At 77.0% G+C, this 16,442-nt stretch carries 10 protein-coding genes and 1 pseudogene; 5 read left to right on the top strand and 6 right to left on the bottom strand.

The features are described from left to right. Positions 1–4: 4 nt before the first annotated feature. From WAA21_RS01300 to WAA21_RS01290, 3 genes are all read right to left on the bottom strand, one after another. Positions 5–1,348, bottom strand: a complete 1,344-nt coding sequence (locus WAA21_RS01300; protein ID WP_336920926.1) for an aspartate aminotransferase family protein — start codon at positions 1,346–1,348, stop codon at positions 5–7. 62 nt (positions 1,349–1,410) lie between these two features. Then, positions 1,411–2,943: an AI-2E family transporter gene (locus tag WAA21_RS01295; RefSeq protein WP_336920925.1), complete on the bottom strand. Its 1,533-nt coding sequence runs from the start codon at positions 2,941–2,943 to the stop codon at positions 1,411–1,413. Positions 2,944–3,004: 61 nt separating this feature from the next. Then, a complete protein-coding gene (locus WAA21_RS01290) occupies positions 3,005–3,847 on the bottom strand; it encodes a nitrilase-related carbon-nitrogen hydrolase (RefSeq protein ID WP_336920924.1) in 843 nt (280 codons plus the stop codon). A 114-nt stretch (positions 3,848–3,961) separates the two neighbouring features. Here WAA21_RS01290 and WAA21_RS01285 point away from each other — a divergent pair, with 114 nt between their 5' ends. Continuing rightward, positions 3,962–5,629 carry a cation:proton antiporter gene (locus WAA21_RS01285; RefSeq protein ID WP_336920923.1) on the top strand — a complete coding sequence of 556 codons (1,668 nt, stop codon included), beginning with the start codon at positions 3,962–3,964 and terminating at the stop codon, positions 5,627–5,629. 26 nt (positions 5,630–5,655) lie between these two features. Continuing rightward, positions 5,656–6,393 (top strand): SDR family oxidoreductase, encoded by a 738-nt coding sequence (locus WAA21_RS01280; protein ID WP_336920922.1) that lies wholly within the window; start codon positions 5,656–5,658, stop codon positions 6,391–6,393. 99 nt (positions 6,394–6,492) lie between these two features. Here WAA21_RS01280 and WAA21_RS01275 read toward each other — a convergent pair whose 3' ends face one another. Continuing rightward, positions 6,493–8,658 (bottom strand): chorismate-binding protein, encoded by a 2,166-nt coding sequence (locus WAA21_RS01275; protein ID WP_336920921.1) that lies wholly within the window; start codon positions 8,656–8,658, stop codon positions 6,493–6,495. Positions 8,659–8,798: 140 nt separating this feature from the next. On the opposite strand from WAA21_RS01275, the gene WAA21_RS01270 reads away from it, so the two are divergent. Both WAA21_RS01270 and WAA21_RS01265 read left to right on the top strand, forming a co-directional pair. Next, a complete protein-coding gene (locus WAA21_RS01270; RefSeq protein ID WP_336920920.1) occupies positions 8,799–11,477 on the top strand; it encodes a hypothetical protein in 2,679 nt (892 codons plus the stop codon). A gap of 212 nt (positions 11,478–11,689) precedes the next feature. After that, the gene (locus WAA21_RS01265) at positions 11,690–13,831 is read left to right on the top strand and encodes a RecQ family ATP-dependent DNA helicase (RefSeq protein WP_336921101.1); all 2,142 of its coding nucleotides are present in this window, start codon (positions 11,690–11,692) and stop codon (positions 13,829–13,831) included. Between the two features lie 30 nt (positions 13,832–13,861). Here WAA21_RS01265 and WAA21_RS01260 read toward each other — a convergent pair whose 3' ends face one another. Continuing rightward, complete coding sequence (locus tag WAA21_RS01260) at positions 13,862–14,494, bottom strand: helix-turn-helix domain-containing protein (RefSeq protein ID WP_336920919.1); 633 nt, start codon at positions 14,492–14,494, stop codon at positions 13,862–13,864. A 79-nt stretch (positions 14,495–14,573) separates the two neighbouring features. Here WAA21_RS01260 and WAA21_RS01255 point away from each other — a divergent pair. Then, a pseudogene (locus WAA21_RS01255) lies at positions 14,574–15,764 on the top strand (MFS transporter); the annotation flags it as partial. 75 nt (positions 15,765–15,839) lie between these two features. Here WAA21_RS01255 and WAA21_RS01250 read toward each other — a convergent pair. After that, positions 15,840–16,283 (bottom strand): DUF1801 domain-containing protein, encoded by a 444-nt coding sequence (locus tag WAA21_RS01250; protein ID WP_336920918.1) that lies wholly within the window; start codon positions 16,281–16,283, stop codon positions 15,840–15,842. Positions 16,284–16,442: the final 159 nt, after the last annotated feature.

Below are 16,442 nucleotides of genomic sequence, written 5' to 3'. Positions count from 1 at the left end.
CCGCTCAGCCGAGCGAGCGGATGGCGTCGACGAGCAGCTGGGCGCCCTCGTCGGCCTCCTCGGCGGTGAGCGACAGCGGCGGCGCGACGCGGAGCACGTTGCCGTACAGGCCGCCCTTGCCGATGAGGAGGTGACGGTCCTTGCACGCCTCGGTGAGGGCGGCCGCGCGCGCCGGGTCGGGGTCGATGCCGCCGGGGTGCACGGTCTCCAGGGCGAGCATGAGCCCGCGGCCGCGCAGCTCGGCGATCCACGGCGTGTCCGCCACGACCGGCGCCAGCGTCGCGCGCAGCCGCTCGCCCATGACCCGCGCGTTGCCCTGCAGGTCGTGCTCGAGCAGGTAGCGGAGGTTCGCGTTCGCGCCGGCGGACACCAGCGGTGAGCCGCCGAAGGTGGAGATGTGGTTGCCGGCGATCGCGTCGACGACCTCGGCGCGGGCCACGACGCCGCCGAGCGGGAGCCCGTTCGCGACGCCCTTGGCGAAGGTCAGCATGTCCGGGACGATGCCGTGCGCCTGGTAGCCCCAGAAGTGGTCGCCGGTGCGGCCCCAGCCCGTCTGCACCTCGTCGGACACGAAGAGGATGCCGTGGGCGTCGCACACCTCCTTCATCGCGCCGAAGAAGCCGTCGGGCGGGGTGGCGAACCCGCCGACGCCCTGGATGGGCTCGGCGATGAGGCAGGCGAAGTCGCCGCCGGTCATGTCGAGCAGCTGGCGCAGGTCGGCGACGCACGCGGCGGTGTACTCGCCGTCGGGCAGGTCGCGGAACGGCGAGCGGAGCCGGTAGCCGCCGTGCACGTACGTGGTCTGCAGCCCGGAGAAGCTCGTCGGGCTCCACGAGCGGTGGCTCGTGACGCCGATCGTGGAGAACGAGCGGCCGTGGTAGCTGTTGCGCATCGCGAGCACCTGGTTGCTGCGGCGGTAGGCCGTCGCCATGAGCAGCGCCGCGTCGTTGGCCTCGGTGCCGGACGGGGTGAGGAACACCCGGGCGTCGGGGATGCCGGAGAGCTCCGCGATGTGCTCGGCGAGCTCGACGGTCTGCTCGTTGAGGTACAGCGTGCTCGAGTGGAGGATCTTCCCGGCCTGCTCCTGCACCGCGGCGGTGACCTCGGGCAGCGCGTGCGCGGTCATCGTCGTGAGGATGCCGCCGAAGAAGTCGAGGTAGCGCGTGCCCTCGACGTCCCAGACGTGCCGGCCCTCGCCGTGGCTCAGCGCGATCGGCTGCTCGTAGTACAGCGACTGCCAGCGCGGCGTGACGGCCCGGTGCCGCGCGAGCAGGTCCTCGGTGCGCGTGCGGGCCGCGTCGGCGGAACCGGGGGCGGCGCTGCCCACGGCGGGGTCGGTCATCGTCATGGTGGGACGGTAGGGCAGCGGGGCCCCCGCGGTCACGGGTGCCGGCCGCTCGCGCCCCGGGGCTACTTCTCGCGGGGGTCGAGGGGCTCCGGCTCGCTCTGGAAGCTGACCCCCAGCCCGCTGGCCTGGCCGCTGCCGAGACCGGTGTCGGAGGCGAGCGCGGCCACGTCGGCGCGGCTGAGCCCGAGCGAGCGCAGCTGCTCGGCGTCCCGGTCGGTGTCGACCTCGTCGGGCAGCTCGGCCTCGGCGCGGCGGAGCTGCTCGTCGTCGCCCCGGTCGCGCAGGCTGTCGAGGACCTCGGCCTTGCTGACGTGCATGTGTCTCCTCCTGTCGTGCGTGCGGGAGCGCGTCCGGACGGTCCGCGACCCGTCGGAGGAGTCCCCCGGCCCGTCGTCGCGAAACCTGCCGCGCCCCGGCCGCCGGTCCCCGTCCCGGTCCTCGCCCGCGCGCCCGTCGGCGTCGCCGTCCGCGTCACCGTCCGCGTCACCGTCCTGGTCGTCGCGCCCCGTCACGTAGCGGGTGAGGCGGTACGCGACGGCCACGGCCGGCACGGCGAGGACCGCCCCGGCGACCCCGAGCACGAGGGTGCCGACCGTCACCGCCGACACGACGACGAGCGGGTGCAGCTTGATGACGCCGCTCATGACCAGCGGCTGGAGCAGGTTGCCCTCGAGCTGCTGGACGAGGAGCACGAGCCCGAGGACGAGCAGCGCGTCGGTCGCCCCGTTCGTCACGAGGGTGACGAGGACCGCCGCGGCGCCGGCGACCGTCGCGCCGACGATCGGGACGAAGGCGCTGACGAAGGTGAGGAGCGTGAGGGACAGCCAGAGCGGGACGCCGAGGACGAGCAGGCCGATCCCGATGCCGACGGCGTCGCCGAGCGCGACGAGCGCCGTCCCGCGGACGTACGCGGTGAGCGCCTGCCACGCGGCCACGCCACCGCCGTCGACCCGGTCGCGCCGCCGCTCCGGCACCCACGACAGCAGCCAGCGCCACATCGTGTCGCCGTCCTTGGCGAGGAAGAAGACGGCGAAGACGACGAGGAGCAGGCCGGTGAGCACGTGCAGGGCGGTCGTGGTCCCTGCCACGGGGCCGGGGAGCGCGGCGCGGCCGGCGTCCAGCGCGGACACGCGCAGCTCGTCGATGCGTGCCGGGTCCATGCCGAGCGGCCCCTCGACGAGCCACGACCGGACGCGGTCCAGGCCCTCCGTGAGCGCCGGTCCCACCTGCTGCAGCTGCACCATCACCCGGCTGTAGAGGAACCAGCCGACCCCGACGGGCACCCCCAGGAGCAGCAGGAGCGCGACCAGGGCCGCGAGGGCGCGGGGGAGCCCCAGCCGCCTGAGCCGCGTCGTCGCGGGCGCGAGCAGGGCCGTCAGCAGGAGCGCGGCCAGCAGCGCGAAGGCGACCAGGCCGACCCGCAGGAGGACGACGGTGACGACCGCCACGACGGCCGCGACGACGAGCGCGGCCACCCCGTACGCGACGGTCCGGCGCAGCCACCCCGGCAGCGGGGCGAGGAGACCGCCGGCCGGGGGGCCGGGGGCGGGTCCCTGGACGGAGACGTCCTCGACAGCGGGTGCTCGACCGGTCATGCCGGTCCCTACCCGTCTCCGGGCGTCCCACCGCCCCCGGGCGGGCGGAGGTCGCGCGGGCTCAGGCCTCGGTGAGGGAGTCGTAGGCGTCGGGGCGGCGGTCGCGGTAGAAGGCCCACTGGTTGCGGACCTCCTCGATGAGCGACAGGTCGAGGTCGCGCACCACGAGCTCCTCGTCGGTGCTGCTCGCGACGTCGCCCACGAACTGCCCGCGCGGGTCGACGAAGTAGCTCGTGCCGTAGAAGTCGTCGTCCCCGAGCGGCTCGACGCCGACGCGGTTGATCGCGCCGACGAAGTACATGTTCGCCACCGCGCTCGCGGGCTGCTCGAGCTTCCACAGGTAGCTCGACAGGCCGCGCGAGGTCGCTGACGGGTTGAACACGATCTCCGCGCCGGCCAGCCCGAGCGCGCGCCAGCCCTCGGGGAAGTGCCGGTCGTAGCAGATGTAGACGCCCACCTTGCCGACCGCGGTGTCGAAGACGGGCCAGCCGACGTTGCCGGGGCGGAAGTAGAACTTCTCCCAGAAGCCCTTCACCTGCGGGATGTGGTGCTTCCGGTACTTGCCGAGGTACGTGCCGTCCGCGTCGAGTACCGCGGCCGTGTTGTAGAGGAAGCCGGGCTTCTCCTGCTCGTAGACAGGCAGCACCATCACCATCCCGAGCTCCTTGGCCAGCGCCGAGAACCGCTGGACGGTCGGGCCGTCCGGCACCGCCTCGGCGTAGGAGTAGTACTCGGCGTCCTGCACCTGGCAGAAGTACGGCCCGTAGAACAGCTCCTGGAAGCACATGACCTGCGCGCCCTGCGCGGCGGCGTCGCGCGCGTGCTTCTCGTGCAGGTCGAGCATGGAGTCCTTGTCGCCCGTCCACGGGGTCTGGACGATGGCGGAGCGCACGACGCGGGACATGGCGGCACCTCTCTCCTCGACGGCCGGCCGAGGGCGGCGGCCGGTGCGCAGACGCTAGGCGACCGGGCGCCGTCGGGGAAGTGCCCCGGTCGGCGGTCTCGCTAGCGTGGTCGGGTGGACGCGCTCGCCGAGCACCCGTTCTGGGTCGTCGCGGCGGTCCTCGCGCTCGCGGCGGTCCTCGGGGCGCTCGCGGTGCGCCTGCGGCAGCCGCTGCTCGTCGGCTTCCTCGCCGTCGGGGTCCTCGCCGGGCCCGCCGGCCTCGGCTGGGTGGAGGCGAGCGGCGAGGTCGCGCTCCTCGCCGAGCTGGGCATCGCCGTCCTGCTGTTCCTCGTCGGGCTCAAGCTCGACGTCCACCTCATCCGCAGCACCGGCGCCGTCGCCCTCGTCACGGGACTCACGCAGGTCCTCGTCACCGCCGCGGTGGGGCTCGCCGTCGCGCTCGCGATCGGACTCGCGCTCGTGCCGGCGCTGTACGTCGCCCTGGCGCTCGCGTTCTCCAGCACGATCATCGTCGTCAAGCTGCTGTCGGACACGCGTGAGATCGACCGGCTGCACGGCCGGGTGGCGGTCGGCATTCTCATCGTGCAGGACGTCGTCGTCGTCCTCGTCATGATCGCGCTCACGGCGACGGGGGGTCTCGGGGCGGGCGACGACCTCGCGCTCACCGTCCTCGCCACGCTCGCGAAGGGTGCCGGGCTCCTGCTGGTCGTCGGCGCGGCCATGCGCTGGATGCTGCCGCGCGTCCTCGGGCAGGTGGCGCGCAGCCCGGAGCTGCTCGTCCTCGTCGCCCTCGCCTGGGGGGTGTCGCTGGCCGCGGTCGGCGACGCGCTCGGCTTCAGCGCGGAGGTCGGCGCGTTCCTCGGGGGCGTCTCCCTCGCGTCGACGCCGTTCCGGGAGGCCGTCGGCTCGCGGCTGGTGAGCCTGCGCGACTTCCTCCTCCTCTTCTTCTTCGTCGACCTCGGGGCGCGGCTGCGCCTGGACGACGCGGTGGGCCAGCTGGGCGCGGCGGCCGTCCTGTCGGTCGTCGTCCTCGTCGGCAAGGTCGTCGTCGTGGTCGCCGTCATGGGCGCCCTCGGCTACCGGCGACGGACGTCGTTCCTCACCGGCGTGACCCTCGCCCAGATCAGCGAGTTCTCGCTCGTCCTGGTCGCGCTCGGCCTCGGCCTCGGCCACATCGGCACGGGGACGGTCACGCTCGTCACCCTGGTCGCGCTCGTCACCATCAGCGTGTCGAGCTACGTCATCCCCCTCGCTCGGCCGCTGCACGCCCGCCTCGACCCGTTCCTGCGCCGCCTGGAACGCCCGGGCGTCGACGCCGACGCCCGTCACCGCGAGGAGCACGCGTCGGTCGAGGTCGTCGTGCTGGGCGCCGGGCGCTACGGCGGTCGGCTCGTCGAGCAGCTGCGCGCCCGCCGGACGGACGTGCTCGTCGTCGACGTCGACCCGCACGCGCTCGCCCGCGCGGAGGGGCTCGGGGCGGAGGTCCTGTTCGCCGACGCCGGCGAGCCCGAGCTCAGCCGCTCGCTGCCGCTGGGTGCGGCCCGGTGGGTGGTCTCCACCATCCCGTCCCGGGACGTCGGCGTCGCCGTGCTGCACGGGCTCCACCACGCCGGCTTCACCGGCGGCGTGGCGGTCACCGCGCACCTCGAGCAGGACGTGCCCCGCCTGCGGGAGGCGGGCGCCGACGTCGTCCTCCGTCCCTTCGCCACCGCGGCCGAACGCAACGCCGACCTGTTCGCCTCGGGGCCGCCGGCGTCCCCGGACGACCCCGCAGCGCGCTGAGCGCCCGCCGTCACTACCGTCGGCGCATGGCCCTCATGCAGCCCCGTGACCTCACCGGAACCGTCGTCGCGATCACCGGCGCCTCCGCCGGCATCGGACGCGCCACCGCCGAGGCGTGCGTCGCCGCCGGCGCGCGCGTCGCCGTCGGCGCCCGCCGGCTCGAGCGGCTCGAGGAGCTCGCCGATGACCTGGGGCGCGACTCCGTCGAGTGCGTGGAGATGGACGTCCGCCGCCCGGCCGACAACGCCCGGCTCGTGCAGGCCGCGCTCGACCGCTTCGGGCGCCTCGACTCCGTCGTGCCGAACGTCGGCATCGGCTCCTACGGCTCGATCCTGCACATGAGCGACGACGAGGTCGCCGACATGGTCGACACGAACGTCACCGGCACCGTCCACACCGTGCGGGCGGCCCTGCCGCACCTGCTCGAGCAGGGCGAGGGCGACATCGTCATCGTCGCGTCGGTCGCGAGCTTCCGGGGCGGGGCCGACGAGGCGGTGTACGCGGCCACGAAGTTCGCCCAGCAGGGTCTCGCGGGCTCCCTCGACCGCGAGCTGCGCGAGAAGGGCATCCGCGTCTCGACGGTCAACCCGGCCGGGGTGGAGACCGAGTTCGCCATCGGCCACGGCCGCACCGAGGGCGACCCGGCGCTCGCGGAGTACCTGCGGCCGGAGCAGGTCGCCCACGCGGTCCTCACCGTCCTGCAGCAGCCGCGCAGCATGCGGACGCAGTCGTGGGCGTTCTGGCCGATGGGCCAGCAGAGCTGAGACGACGGGGCCTGGCCGCCGCGGCCCGGCACCGCCCGGAGCGCCCGGAGCCGTCCGGCACCGTCCGGCACCGCCCGGCACCGCCCGGCACCGTCCCGCTCAGAGCCCGCGCCGGGCGCGCAGCAGCCCGTCGAGGGCGGCGACACCCGGCGCGGGCGCCGGCCACCGCACGTCGCCCCCACCGTCCGCCGCCCCGCGCACCTCGCGCACCCACCGCACGCCGCGCAGCGCGTTCGCCGCGAGCAGCCCGTCGGCCCGGGCGAGGACCCCGGCGTCGAGGCCGTCCCGCTCCAGCAGCCAGCCGGCCTCGTCGGCGAGGTCGAGGAGCACCTGCCGCGTGACCCCCGGCAGGACGCGGCCGTCCAGGGGCGGGGTCCGGAGCACGGGCCGGCCGTCGCGGGCGGGGAGCACCGCGAGCAGGCAGTCCCGCGTCGTCTCCAGCAGCCCCGCGACGGGGTCGGCGAGGACGGCGTCGTCCGCGCCGCGCCCGCGCCCGGCGGTGTGCAGCGCGTCGAGCCAGCGGCGGTCGGCGAACTTCAGCCGCTCCGCGCCGGCGGCCGGCGCGTCGACCGCGGCGAGCACGAGCCCGGCCTGCCCGGCGACCGGCGGGGTCGCCCCGACCGGCTCCACCTCCACGTCGAGGCGGACGGGGTCCCCGCCGCAGCGCAGCCGCACGCGGTGCCACCCGGGCCCGGCCGCGCGCGCCGCGTCGAGCACGAGGTCCGTCACGTCGTCGGGCAGCGCGCCGCCGCTCAGCTCCCACCACGACCGTCGCAGCCGCCCGACGTGGTCCGCGACCTCCAGCGCGCGGCCGTCGACGGCGAGCAGCGTCTCCAGCAGCCCGTGCGAGGGGTCGGCCAGCCCCTTGGCCATCGCGGTGGCCGCGGCCGGGCGCACCGGGTCGGCGCCGAGCGCCCGCAGCAGGGGCGCCGCCTTGGTGAGCACCTCGTGCCACTCCCCGGCGGGGGTGGAGTCCGCGACGACGCCGCCGCCCACCCCGAGCGCGGCCGCCCCGTCCGGCGCCACCTCGAGGCTGCGGATCGTGACGGCGAGCACCGCCAGCCGTGGCCCCAGCAGGCCGACGGCACCGGTGTGGGCGCCGCGCGCCGCGGCCTCCACCTCGTCGGTGACCTCGCTCGCGCGCTGCTTGGGGGTGCCGGTCACCGACCCCGGCGGGAAGGTCGCGCGCAGCACCGCACCGGGGCCGGTCCGCGGTCGCAGTCGCCCGCTCACGCGCGACACGAGGTGCTCGACCCCGGTGTGGCGCTCGGCGGCGAGGAGGTCGTCGACGCGCACGGTCCCCGGCTCGCACACGCGCGACAGGTCGTTGCGCACCAGGTCGACGATCATGACGTTCTCGCTGGAGTCCTTGTCGGAGGCGAGCAGGGCGCCGGTGTCGCCGGCCGGGCGCGTGCCCTTGATGGGCGCGGACGTCACGACGTCGCCGTCCCACGCAAGGTAGGTCTCCGGGCTCGCCCCGACCAGCGCGCCCCACGGTCCCGTCACGAGGGCCGCGCGACCCGGGCGCAGCCGGCCGACGAGCGCGCACCACGCCGCGACGGCCGCCGGGCCGCCGTCGGGCAGGCGCAGCGCGAAGCGCGAGCACACGTTGGCCTGGGCGATGTCGCCGGCGCGCACGGCGTGCACGACCTGCTCCACCGCACGCATGTGCGCGCGGGCGTCCGGCGCCCGCACGCCCGCGGCGGGGGTCCGCGGCGGGCGGTGGGTGCGCAGCGCCTCGCGCGCGGTCCGGGCGAGCTCGTGGGCGGCGGCGACGGCGGAGCCGTCGCCGGGGTCGAGCGCCTCGGCCCACCAGCGCGCGCCGTCGAAGCGCAGCAGGTGGTCGGCGAAGGCGAGGGAGGCCACGGGCAGCCGCGGGCCGTCCGGCGGCGGTGCGGCGGTACGGACCCGCCCGGTGCGCCGGCCGAGGTCGTGGCCCAGCAGGCTCACCCAGCCGCCACCGACCGCCCCGGCGGGCGCACGCAGGTCGCGGGCGAGGGGGACCGGCCGGTCGAGCTCGGCGAACAGGTCGAACGGCCCGTCCGTCCCGTCCGGCCCGTCGAGCGCGGCCAGGTCGGCGGCCTCGAGGACGCGCGCCGGGTCGGCCGTGACGAGGACCCCGGCCCCGGCGGACCAGCCGCCGGCGAAGGCGGCGAGGCGTCGGTCGCCGGCCAGGTCCGCGAGGGCGAGGACGACCTCGAGGCCGTCGGCGGGCAGGCCCTCGACCGGCTCGCCCACGAGGCGGCGGACTCCTGGCCACGGCACGCCGGGAGCGTACGGGGAGCCTGCCGGGTGGTGTCCGGGCGCCGTGCCAGCCTGGCCGGACGTACCAGGGGACCGGTTCGCCCCTCCTCCTGGCACGCGGGAGCGCGGCGCCGGTGCCGCGCCGCGGAGGGAGGACGACGATGGCGGTGCGCTACGGCGAGGACGCGGTGCGGACCGTCGCCCGGCTGCTGCGGAGCACGACGGCGCGGGTCGACGACCTGCTCGTGCCCGACCTGCCGGACGGCATGACGACGCGCGCCCCCGCGCCCGGCGGGGACCCCGCCCGCTGGCTGTGGGCGCCGCGGGACGCCGTCTCGACCCGGGCGGCGCCGCGGCCGGTGTGCCTCGGCGGGTGGGGCGACCCGGCGTCCTACCGCCTCGTCGACGACGACGCGCTGCGCGAGCGGCTGCTCACCACCCCGCCGGCCGGTGCGGAGGCGCTCGACGGCCCGGCGCAGCAGGAGTACCTGCGGCGCAGCGTCGACCTCGCGATGAAGGGCGGGGCCACCTCCGGGGTCGTCTACCCGCTCGCGGTGTGCGAGATCGCGCGCGACCACCGGGTGCGCAACGTGGGCGGGGCGAGTGCCGGCGCGATCGCCGCCGCCGCGACCGCGGCCGCCGAGCTCGGTCGCAGCAGCGGCCGCGAGGGCAGCGGGTCGCCCGCGCCCGGCCACCTGCGGGCAGGCTTCAGCGGGCTCGCGGACCTGCTCGCGTGGCTGCTGCAGCTGGACGGTCCCGCCACGGGGCGGACGGACCAGGCGGGCGCGCCCGCGGGGGAGGAGTTCCGCCTCGCCCAGCTGTTCCGTCCCGTCCGCTCCCAGCGCCACGTGTTCGACGTGGTGGTGGCGGTCATGCGCCGGCGCTTCTGGGCGCTGCCGCTCGCCTACGGCTGGGCGGTGGGGACGCCGGCGAGGCTCGTCGTGCTCGGGCTCGTGGTGCTCGCCTCCGTCGTCCTGCACACCCTGCTCGGCGCGGGGACGGACCCGGGGGCGACCGGGCCCGCGTGGTGGCTCGCGCCCGCGCTGCTCGGCGGGTTCGTCGTCGTCGTGTGCGGGCTCGTCGGCGGCGCCCTGCTGGGCCTGACCTGGCGGGGCCAGCGCCGCGAGCAGCACGCCCGGCAGGGCACCGAGGCGCTGCGGCGCCTGGCCGAGGAGGCCTCGAGCCGGCCGGCGCCGGAGCGCGCGCGGACGAACGGCACCGTCGCGCTCGTCCTGCTCGCGTCCGCGCTCGCGCTCGCCGCCGCCGGCCTCGTGCTGCTCGACGCGCCGACCGTGATGGCGACCGTGGCCGTCGGGCTGGCCCTGTTGCTGCTCGCCCTCGGGGCGCTGCTCGCGGGGGCCGTCCGGTGGCTGCTCGCGGCGCGCGGCCGGCACTACGGCGTCGTCGCCGGTGCGACCGCTCCCGGCCCGTCCTCGCTGCTGTCGCGGCTCGTGGGCGCGCCCGCGCCGACGGTCGACCGCGCGCTCGTGCCGTGGCTGTCGGACAGCCTCGCGGAGCTCGCGGGCATGCCCGGCACGGTGCTGCGCTTCGGCCACCTGTGGGTCGGCCCCGGCTTCCAGCCCGTCCCGGAGACGGCCGACGGCTCGCCCGGTCCCGGCGAGGTGCGCCTGCGCGAGCTCGCGGAGCAGCCGGGACGGCGGCTGGTCAACCTCGAGATGATGACGACCGACCTCACCCGCGGCCGCCCGTTCCGGTTCCCGCTGCCGGTCGCGGAGCCCGACGGCGGCGACAGCGGCGGGGCGGACGCGCTGTGGTTCGACCCCGGCGACCTGTGCGCCGCGCTCGCCGGGCCCGGCCGCCCCGGCACCGACGTGCTGCCGCGGGAGGTGGTGGAGGCGATGACGGCCCTCACGCCGCGGCGCACCGTGCCGCTGGCCGACGGCACCGGCGAGGTGGTCGTGCACCGCCTGCCCCACCCGTGGAACCTGCCCGTCGTGCTGGCGGTGCGCATCAGCCTCGCCCTGCCGGTGCTGTTCTCCGCGGTCCGCCTGTACCGGCTGCTGCCGGTCGGCGACGTCCGCGACGACCTCGGCCGGACCGTCGAGGACGGACAGGGCCCGGTGCCGACACAGGCGCACCCGTGCGTGGCGGAGCAGCTGTGGTGGTCCGACGGCGGCATCACGTCGAACTTCCCCGTCCACCTGTTCGACAGCTACCTGCCCCGCTGGCCGAGCTTCGGGCTCGACCTCGCCGTCCACCCGCCAGGGCAGCCGACCCAGGACGTGTGGCTGCCGCAGGACTGGAACGTCTCGCTGACGCCCGGCGGCGCGCTCGGTGCGGGCCTGCCGGCCCTGCTCGGCGCGGTGCTCGGCAGCGCGCGCAGCTGGCGCGACACCCTGCAGTCCGCCCTGCCGGGGTTCCGCAGCCGCATCGCCGCGGTGCGCCAGCACCCGAGCGAGGGCGGTGTCAGCCTCTTCATGCCGCGCGCGACCGTCGCCGCGCTCGCGCTCCGCGGTGCGCTCGCGGGGGCGCGCCTGCGCGAGCGGTTCCGCGACGACGAGCAGTGGGAGCGGCACCGCTGGCTCCGGCTGCGGGTCCTGGCGGGCTCGCTGGAGGAGCTGCGCGCCCGGGTCAGGCGCTCCGACCCGCTGTACGACGACCTCCTGGCCGACGGGCAGGCGGGGCTGGACCGGCTGGCGGCCGTCCTCCCGGGCGACCCGTCGCTGCCGCCGGCGGAGGCCTGGTACCCGCCGGTGCCGCGCTTCTGGGACCACGTCGCCGGTGCCCTCGACGGCCTCGGCACCCCGCCGCCCGACCCGGGGGCCGTGGCCGGCGGCCCGAGCCCCGAGCCCTCCCTCAGCCAGGTGCCGCTGGTGTGAGCCGAGGGGCCCCCCGGCAGCCGCCCGCGGCGCAGGGCACGCCGCCCCGGACGGGCGAGGCCCCGTCCACAGGCGGTCGGGACCGTCCACACCGCTCGGTCGCCGCGGTCGTGTCGGGGGCAGGCCGTAGCGTCGGTGGCGTGGACGGCACCCGCACCCTCGACCCCTCCGGCCCCGCCCCGGGCACGCCCGGCGAGGCGGCCGGGCCGCTCGTGGACCCCGACGAGCTGGCGGGCGAGGCGCGCGAGGTGCTGCGCCGACTCACGGGCCGTGACGAGGTCGAGTTCCGCCCCGACCAGCTCGAGGCGGTCTCCGCCCTGCTCGTCGACCGCGCGCGTGTGCTCGTCGTGCAGCGGACCGGGTGGGGCAAGTCGGCGGTGTACTTCGTCGCGACGGCCCTGCTGCGGGCCGCGGGGCAGGGGCCGACCGTCATCGTCAGCCCGCTGCTGTCGCTCATGCGCAACCAGGTCGACGCGGCCGCCCGCGCCGGGGTGCGGGCCTACACGGTCAACTCCGGCAACGTCACGGAGTGGGAGCAGGTGCGCGACCGGCTCGCGGCGGGCGAGGTCGACGTGCTGCTCGTGAGCCCCGAGCGGCTCAACAACCCCGAGTTCCGAGAGGCGTGGCTACCGGTCCTGTCGCGCGACCTCGGCCTGCTCGTCGTCGACGAGGCGCACTGCGTGTCCGACTGGGGCCACGACTTCCGGCCCGACTACCGCCGCATCCGCGACCTGCTCGCCGAGCTGCCCGTCGGTACTCCTGTGCTCGCGACGACCGCGACCGCCAACGCCCGTGTCGTCACCGACGTCACCGAGCAGCTCGCGGCGGGCGCGGGTGGCGCCGAGCACGCCGTCGTCACCCTCCGGGGCCCGCTCGGGCGCGACTCGCTGCGCCTGGGGGTGCTGCGGCTGCGGGCCGACGACCGCCTGCCGTGGCTGTCGGAGCACCTCGCCGACCTGCCCGGCTCCGGGATCGTCTACACGCTCACCGTCGGGCAGGCCGGCGACGTCGCCGAGGCGCTGCGGGCCGCCGGGCACGAGGTACGCGCGTACACCGGCCGCTCGGACGCCGAGGAGCGGGTCGCGCTCGAGCAGGCGCTGCTCGACAACCGCGTCAAGGCCCTCGTCGCCACCTCCGCCCTGGGGATGGGCTTCGACAAGCCCGACCTCGGGTTCGTCGTCCACCTGGGGGCGCCCGACTCCCCGATCGCGTACTACCAGCAGGTCGGCCGGGCCGGACGCGCCGTCACCTCCGCCGACGTGCTGCTGCTGCCCGGGCCCGAGGACGAGTCCATCTGGCAGTGGTTCGCCTCCATGTCCTTCCCCGGCCCGCACGCCGTCCACCGCGTGCTCGACGTGCTCACCCGGGCCGACCGGCCGGTGTCGACCGCCGCCCTCGAGCCGCGCGTCGACCTGCGCCGCAACCGGCTGGAGCTGCTGCTCAAGGTGCTCGACGTCGACGGGGCGGTGCAGCGCGTCCGCGGCGGCTGGGTCGCGACCGGGCGGGAATGGCACTACGAGTCCGCGCGCTACGCGCGGGTCGAGGCCGCCCGCTCCGCCGAGCAGCAGGCGATGCGCGACTACGTGCGCGACGACACCGGCGTGTGCCGGATGCGCTTCCTGCGCGAGCGCCTCGACGACCCGACGGCCGAGGACTGCGGGCGCTGCGACGTGTGCGCCGGGCCCTGGTACCCCACGTCGCTCAGCGGGCAGGGCCGCGACGTGCTCGAGCAGGTGCTGCGCCGCCCCGGGACCGTCGTGGAGCCGCGGACCACGTGGCCGACCGGGATGGACGTCGTCGGCGTCGGTGTCAAGGGACGCATCCCCGAGGCCGAGCGCGCCGGGGAGGGGCGGGCCGTCGCCCGCCTCAGCGACCTCGGGTGGGGTGCGGCGCTGCGCCGGGCGTTGCGGACCGACGAGGAGGGCCGCCCCGTCGACGAGCCGGTCGGCGACGACCTGTTCACCGCGACCACGCGGGTGCTGCGCGAGTGGGGGTGGGCCGAGCGGCCCGTGGCGGTCGTCTCCGTCCCGTCGCGGTCCCGCCCGCAGCTGGTCGGCAGCCTGCGCTCCCGCCTCGCCGACGTGGGCCGGCTGGAGGACCTCGGTGAGCTCGCGCTGCGCCACGGCGGCCCGAGCGGCGGCGCGGGCGGCAACTCCGCGCTCCGGCTCGCCGGCGTGTGGGACCGGGTCGTCGTGCCCGACGCGCTCGCCGCCCGGCTGGGCGACCTGCGCGGTCCCGTGCTGCTCGTCGACGACCTCGTCGACTCCCGGTGGACCCTGACTGTCGCCGCGCGCGGGCTCCGCCTGGCCGGGGCCGGGACCGTCCTCCCGCTGACGCTCGCCACCGCGGGCTGAGGCGCGACCGCCCCCGGGGCGCGCCGGAGCTCACACGGGCCGGTCCGTCCCCTCCGCAGCCGGTCCGGGGACGAGGGCGAGCACGACGTCGACGGCGCGGGTGCCCGGGGCCCCGGGCGGGTGCCGGTCGGCGTAGCGCCCGACGAGCGCGTGCAGCTCGGTGTGGAGGTCCGCGGCCTCCTCGGCGGTGAGCTGCAGCGTGGCGGGGCTCAGGCCGCCGACCCGCCAGGCCGGGTCGTCGTGGTCGGCGCGGGCCGACAGCGCGTGCAGCGACGCCGCCAGCCGGTCGAGCATGCCGCCGACGAGCAGGTCGAGAGCGGCCCGCGCCTGCGTCCCCGCGCCGGAGGGGCTGCGCACCACCACCTGCGCGCCCGCCGCGCTCCACGGCCGCTCGCGCTCGTCGCCGTCCGGGTCGGCGCGCCGGACCAGCCCGTGCCGCGCCAGGGAACGCAGGTGGTAGCTCATCGCGCTCGGGGTGATGCCCGCCTGCGCGGCGAGCTCCGTCGCGGTCATGGTCCGTCCGGCCCGGGCGAACAGCAGCTCCACGGCGAGCAGGCGCGCGGGGTGGGCGAGAGCACGGATCGCCGCGGCGTCCTCGAGCACGACGTCGTCGGGGCCGGGCGCCCGGCCCGGCCCGGCCGGCCTCGTCTCGACCTCGCTCACCCGGCCGAGGGTAGTCGGCTCCGACGAGGTGTGAAACCGGTGCTTCACATCCGAGGTGTGAAGCAGTACCTTCACGAACATGAAGCAGATCCTTCGTACCTCGCTGTGGCGCGAGCGGGACCTCAGGCTGACGGGGTCGGCGCAGGCGGTGGTGTTCCTGTGCGACGAGCTGCTCGTCGTCGCGCTGCTGCTGCACGCCTTCGCGGCCGGCTGGGGGAGCCCGGGCACGGCGCTGCTCCTCGCCACCGCGGCCCTGCCGCTGGCGGTCGGGTCCGTGCTCGCCGGACCGCTCGTCGACCGGGTGTCGTCCCGGCTGCTCGCCGCGGCGGCCGCCTCGGCGCAGGCGGCCGTGTGCCTCGCGACCGCCCTCGCGCTCGTGCTCGGCGCGCCGTCGTGGACGGTCGTCGCCTGCCTGCTGCTCGTGCAGGTGGCCCAGGCCGTGGCCGGTCCGACGTGGTCGGCGCTGCTGCCCGGCCTCGTCCCGCGCCACCGCCTCGCCGAGGCCGTCGGGGCGGTGCAGACCCTCGTCATGCTCCTCGGCACCGCCGCCCCGGTCCTCGCCGGCGCGGCGGTCGGGGCCGGCGGGGTGCCGCTCGCCCTCACGGTGTGCGCGGTCGGGTTCGCCGCGGTCGCCGTCCTGGCCGTCCGCGTCCGCACCATCCGCGGGGGCAGCCACGCGGACGCGGAGGCGGCGCCGCGGGTGCTCGACGGGCTGCGGCTGGTGCGCGGGGACGCCGTGCTGCGGAGCTTCGTCGTCGGCTTCGTGGCCTTCGTGCTCGCGGTCGAGGTGGTCGGTGTCGTCCTCGTCCTGCTGGTCCGCGGCGACCTCGGCGGCAGCGCCCTCGACTACGGCCTGGTCGGTACCGCGCTGGCCGCGGGACTCGTCGCCGGCAACGTGGTGGCGTCCCGGCTCGGGACGGGGCGACGCCTCGTGCGGGCGGCGGTCGTCGGGGCGGCGGGCATGTCGGTGTGGCTCGTGGTCGGCGGGCTCGCGCCCGGCGTCCTCGTGCTCGCGGCGGCGATGCTCGCCCTCGGCGCGTGCAACGGCGTCGTCAACGTCTCGGCCCAGACCACGCTCGCCCTGCGCGTCGCGCCGGAGCAGCGCGGCCGCGTGCTCGGCACGGTGACCGGCGCGCTGCGCACCGCGTCGGTCGTCGGCCTGGCGGCCGGGGGCGTGCTCGGCACCGTGGCCGGGCCGCGCACCCTCGTCGTGGGGGCCGGGCTGGCCGGCCTGCTCGTCAGCGTGTGGCTGTGGCGTGCCCTGTGGCGGCGCACCGACCTCGACGCCGGCACCGACGGTGGCCCCGGCCCGGACCGTGCCGTCGAGCCGACCGCCGGGGCGGCCTCAGCGGGCCCGGGACCGCTCGTACAGCGCGACGAAGTCGTCGGGGGCGAGGCCGCCGACCGCCTCGGCCACGAGGCCGAGGTCGAGGTCGTCGGCGCGGCGGAAGCGGATGCACGAGCGGCCCATGTCGAGGCGGCGCCCACCGGCTGACCACCGCTCGCGGAAGCGCTGCTCGGTGTCGTGGTCCGCGTACAGGCCCATGAGGTACAGCGAGCCGTGGCGCTTCTGCGAGGCGAGCGCGACGTACTGCAGGGGCCGGCCGTTGTACGTGTCGGGGTAGACGTCCACCGGCACCACCCAGGTGATCATCCCGAAGGCCATGGTCTCGACGTAGCCGTCGGGCATGCTCGCCCGCACGACGTCGAGCACCGTGTGGATGTCCCCGCGGCGCTGCTCGGGGAGCTCGGCGATGTACTCCGCTGCGGTGCGGGCGGCGCTCGGCACGCGGCCCACCGTAGTGGCCCCGGGCCCGCCCGGGAGGCGGTACGGCGCGGTCCCTGCCGCCGCCGCGGCGCCTGCGTCGCGCCGTGCCGGAGGGCGGACCGGTCCGCCGCCCGCCCGCTGGTCGTGCTCGCGGCGGCGTCCCGGGCCACGGGCGGCCCG

This window comes from Aquipuribacter sp. SD81, assembly GCF_037153975.1.
GTDB lineage: Bacteria > Actinomycetota > Actinomycetes > Actinomycetales > JBBAYJ01 > Aquipuribacter.
The sequence above is the reverse complement of the archived record's forward strand: the minus strand, read 5'-3'. Positions and strand labels throughout refer to the sequence as shown.

Bases quoted from the DNA above. Each gene is read 5' to 3' on its own strand.
- WAA21_RS01270 (WP_336920920.1), top strand. From the start codon at position 8,799: ATGGCGGTGCGCTACGGCGAGGACGCGGTGCGGACCGTCGCCCGGCTG.
- WAA21_RS01295 (WP_336920925.1), bottom strand. From the start codon at position 2,943: ATGACCGGTCGAGCACCCGCTGTCGAGGACGTCTCCGTCCAGGGACCC.
- WAA21_RS01300 (WP_336920926.1), bottom strand. From the start codon at position 1,348: ATGACGATGACCGACCCCGCCGTGGGCAGCGCCGCCCCCGGTTCCGCC.
- WAA21_RS01290 (WP_336920924.1), bottom strand. From the start codon at position 3,847: ATGTCCCGCGTCGTGCGCTCCGCCATCGTCCAGACCCCGTGGACGGGC.
- WAA21_RS01280 (WP_336920922.1), top strand. From the start codon at position 5,656: ATGGCCCTCATGCAGCCCCGTGACCTCACCGGAACCGTCGTCGCGATC.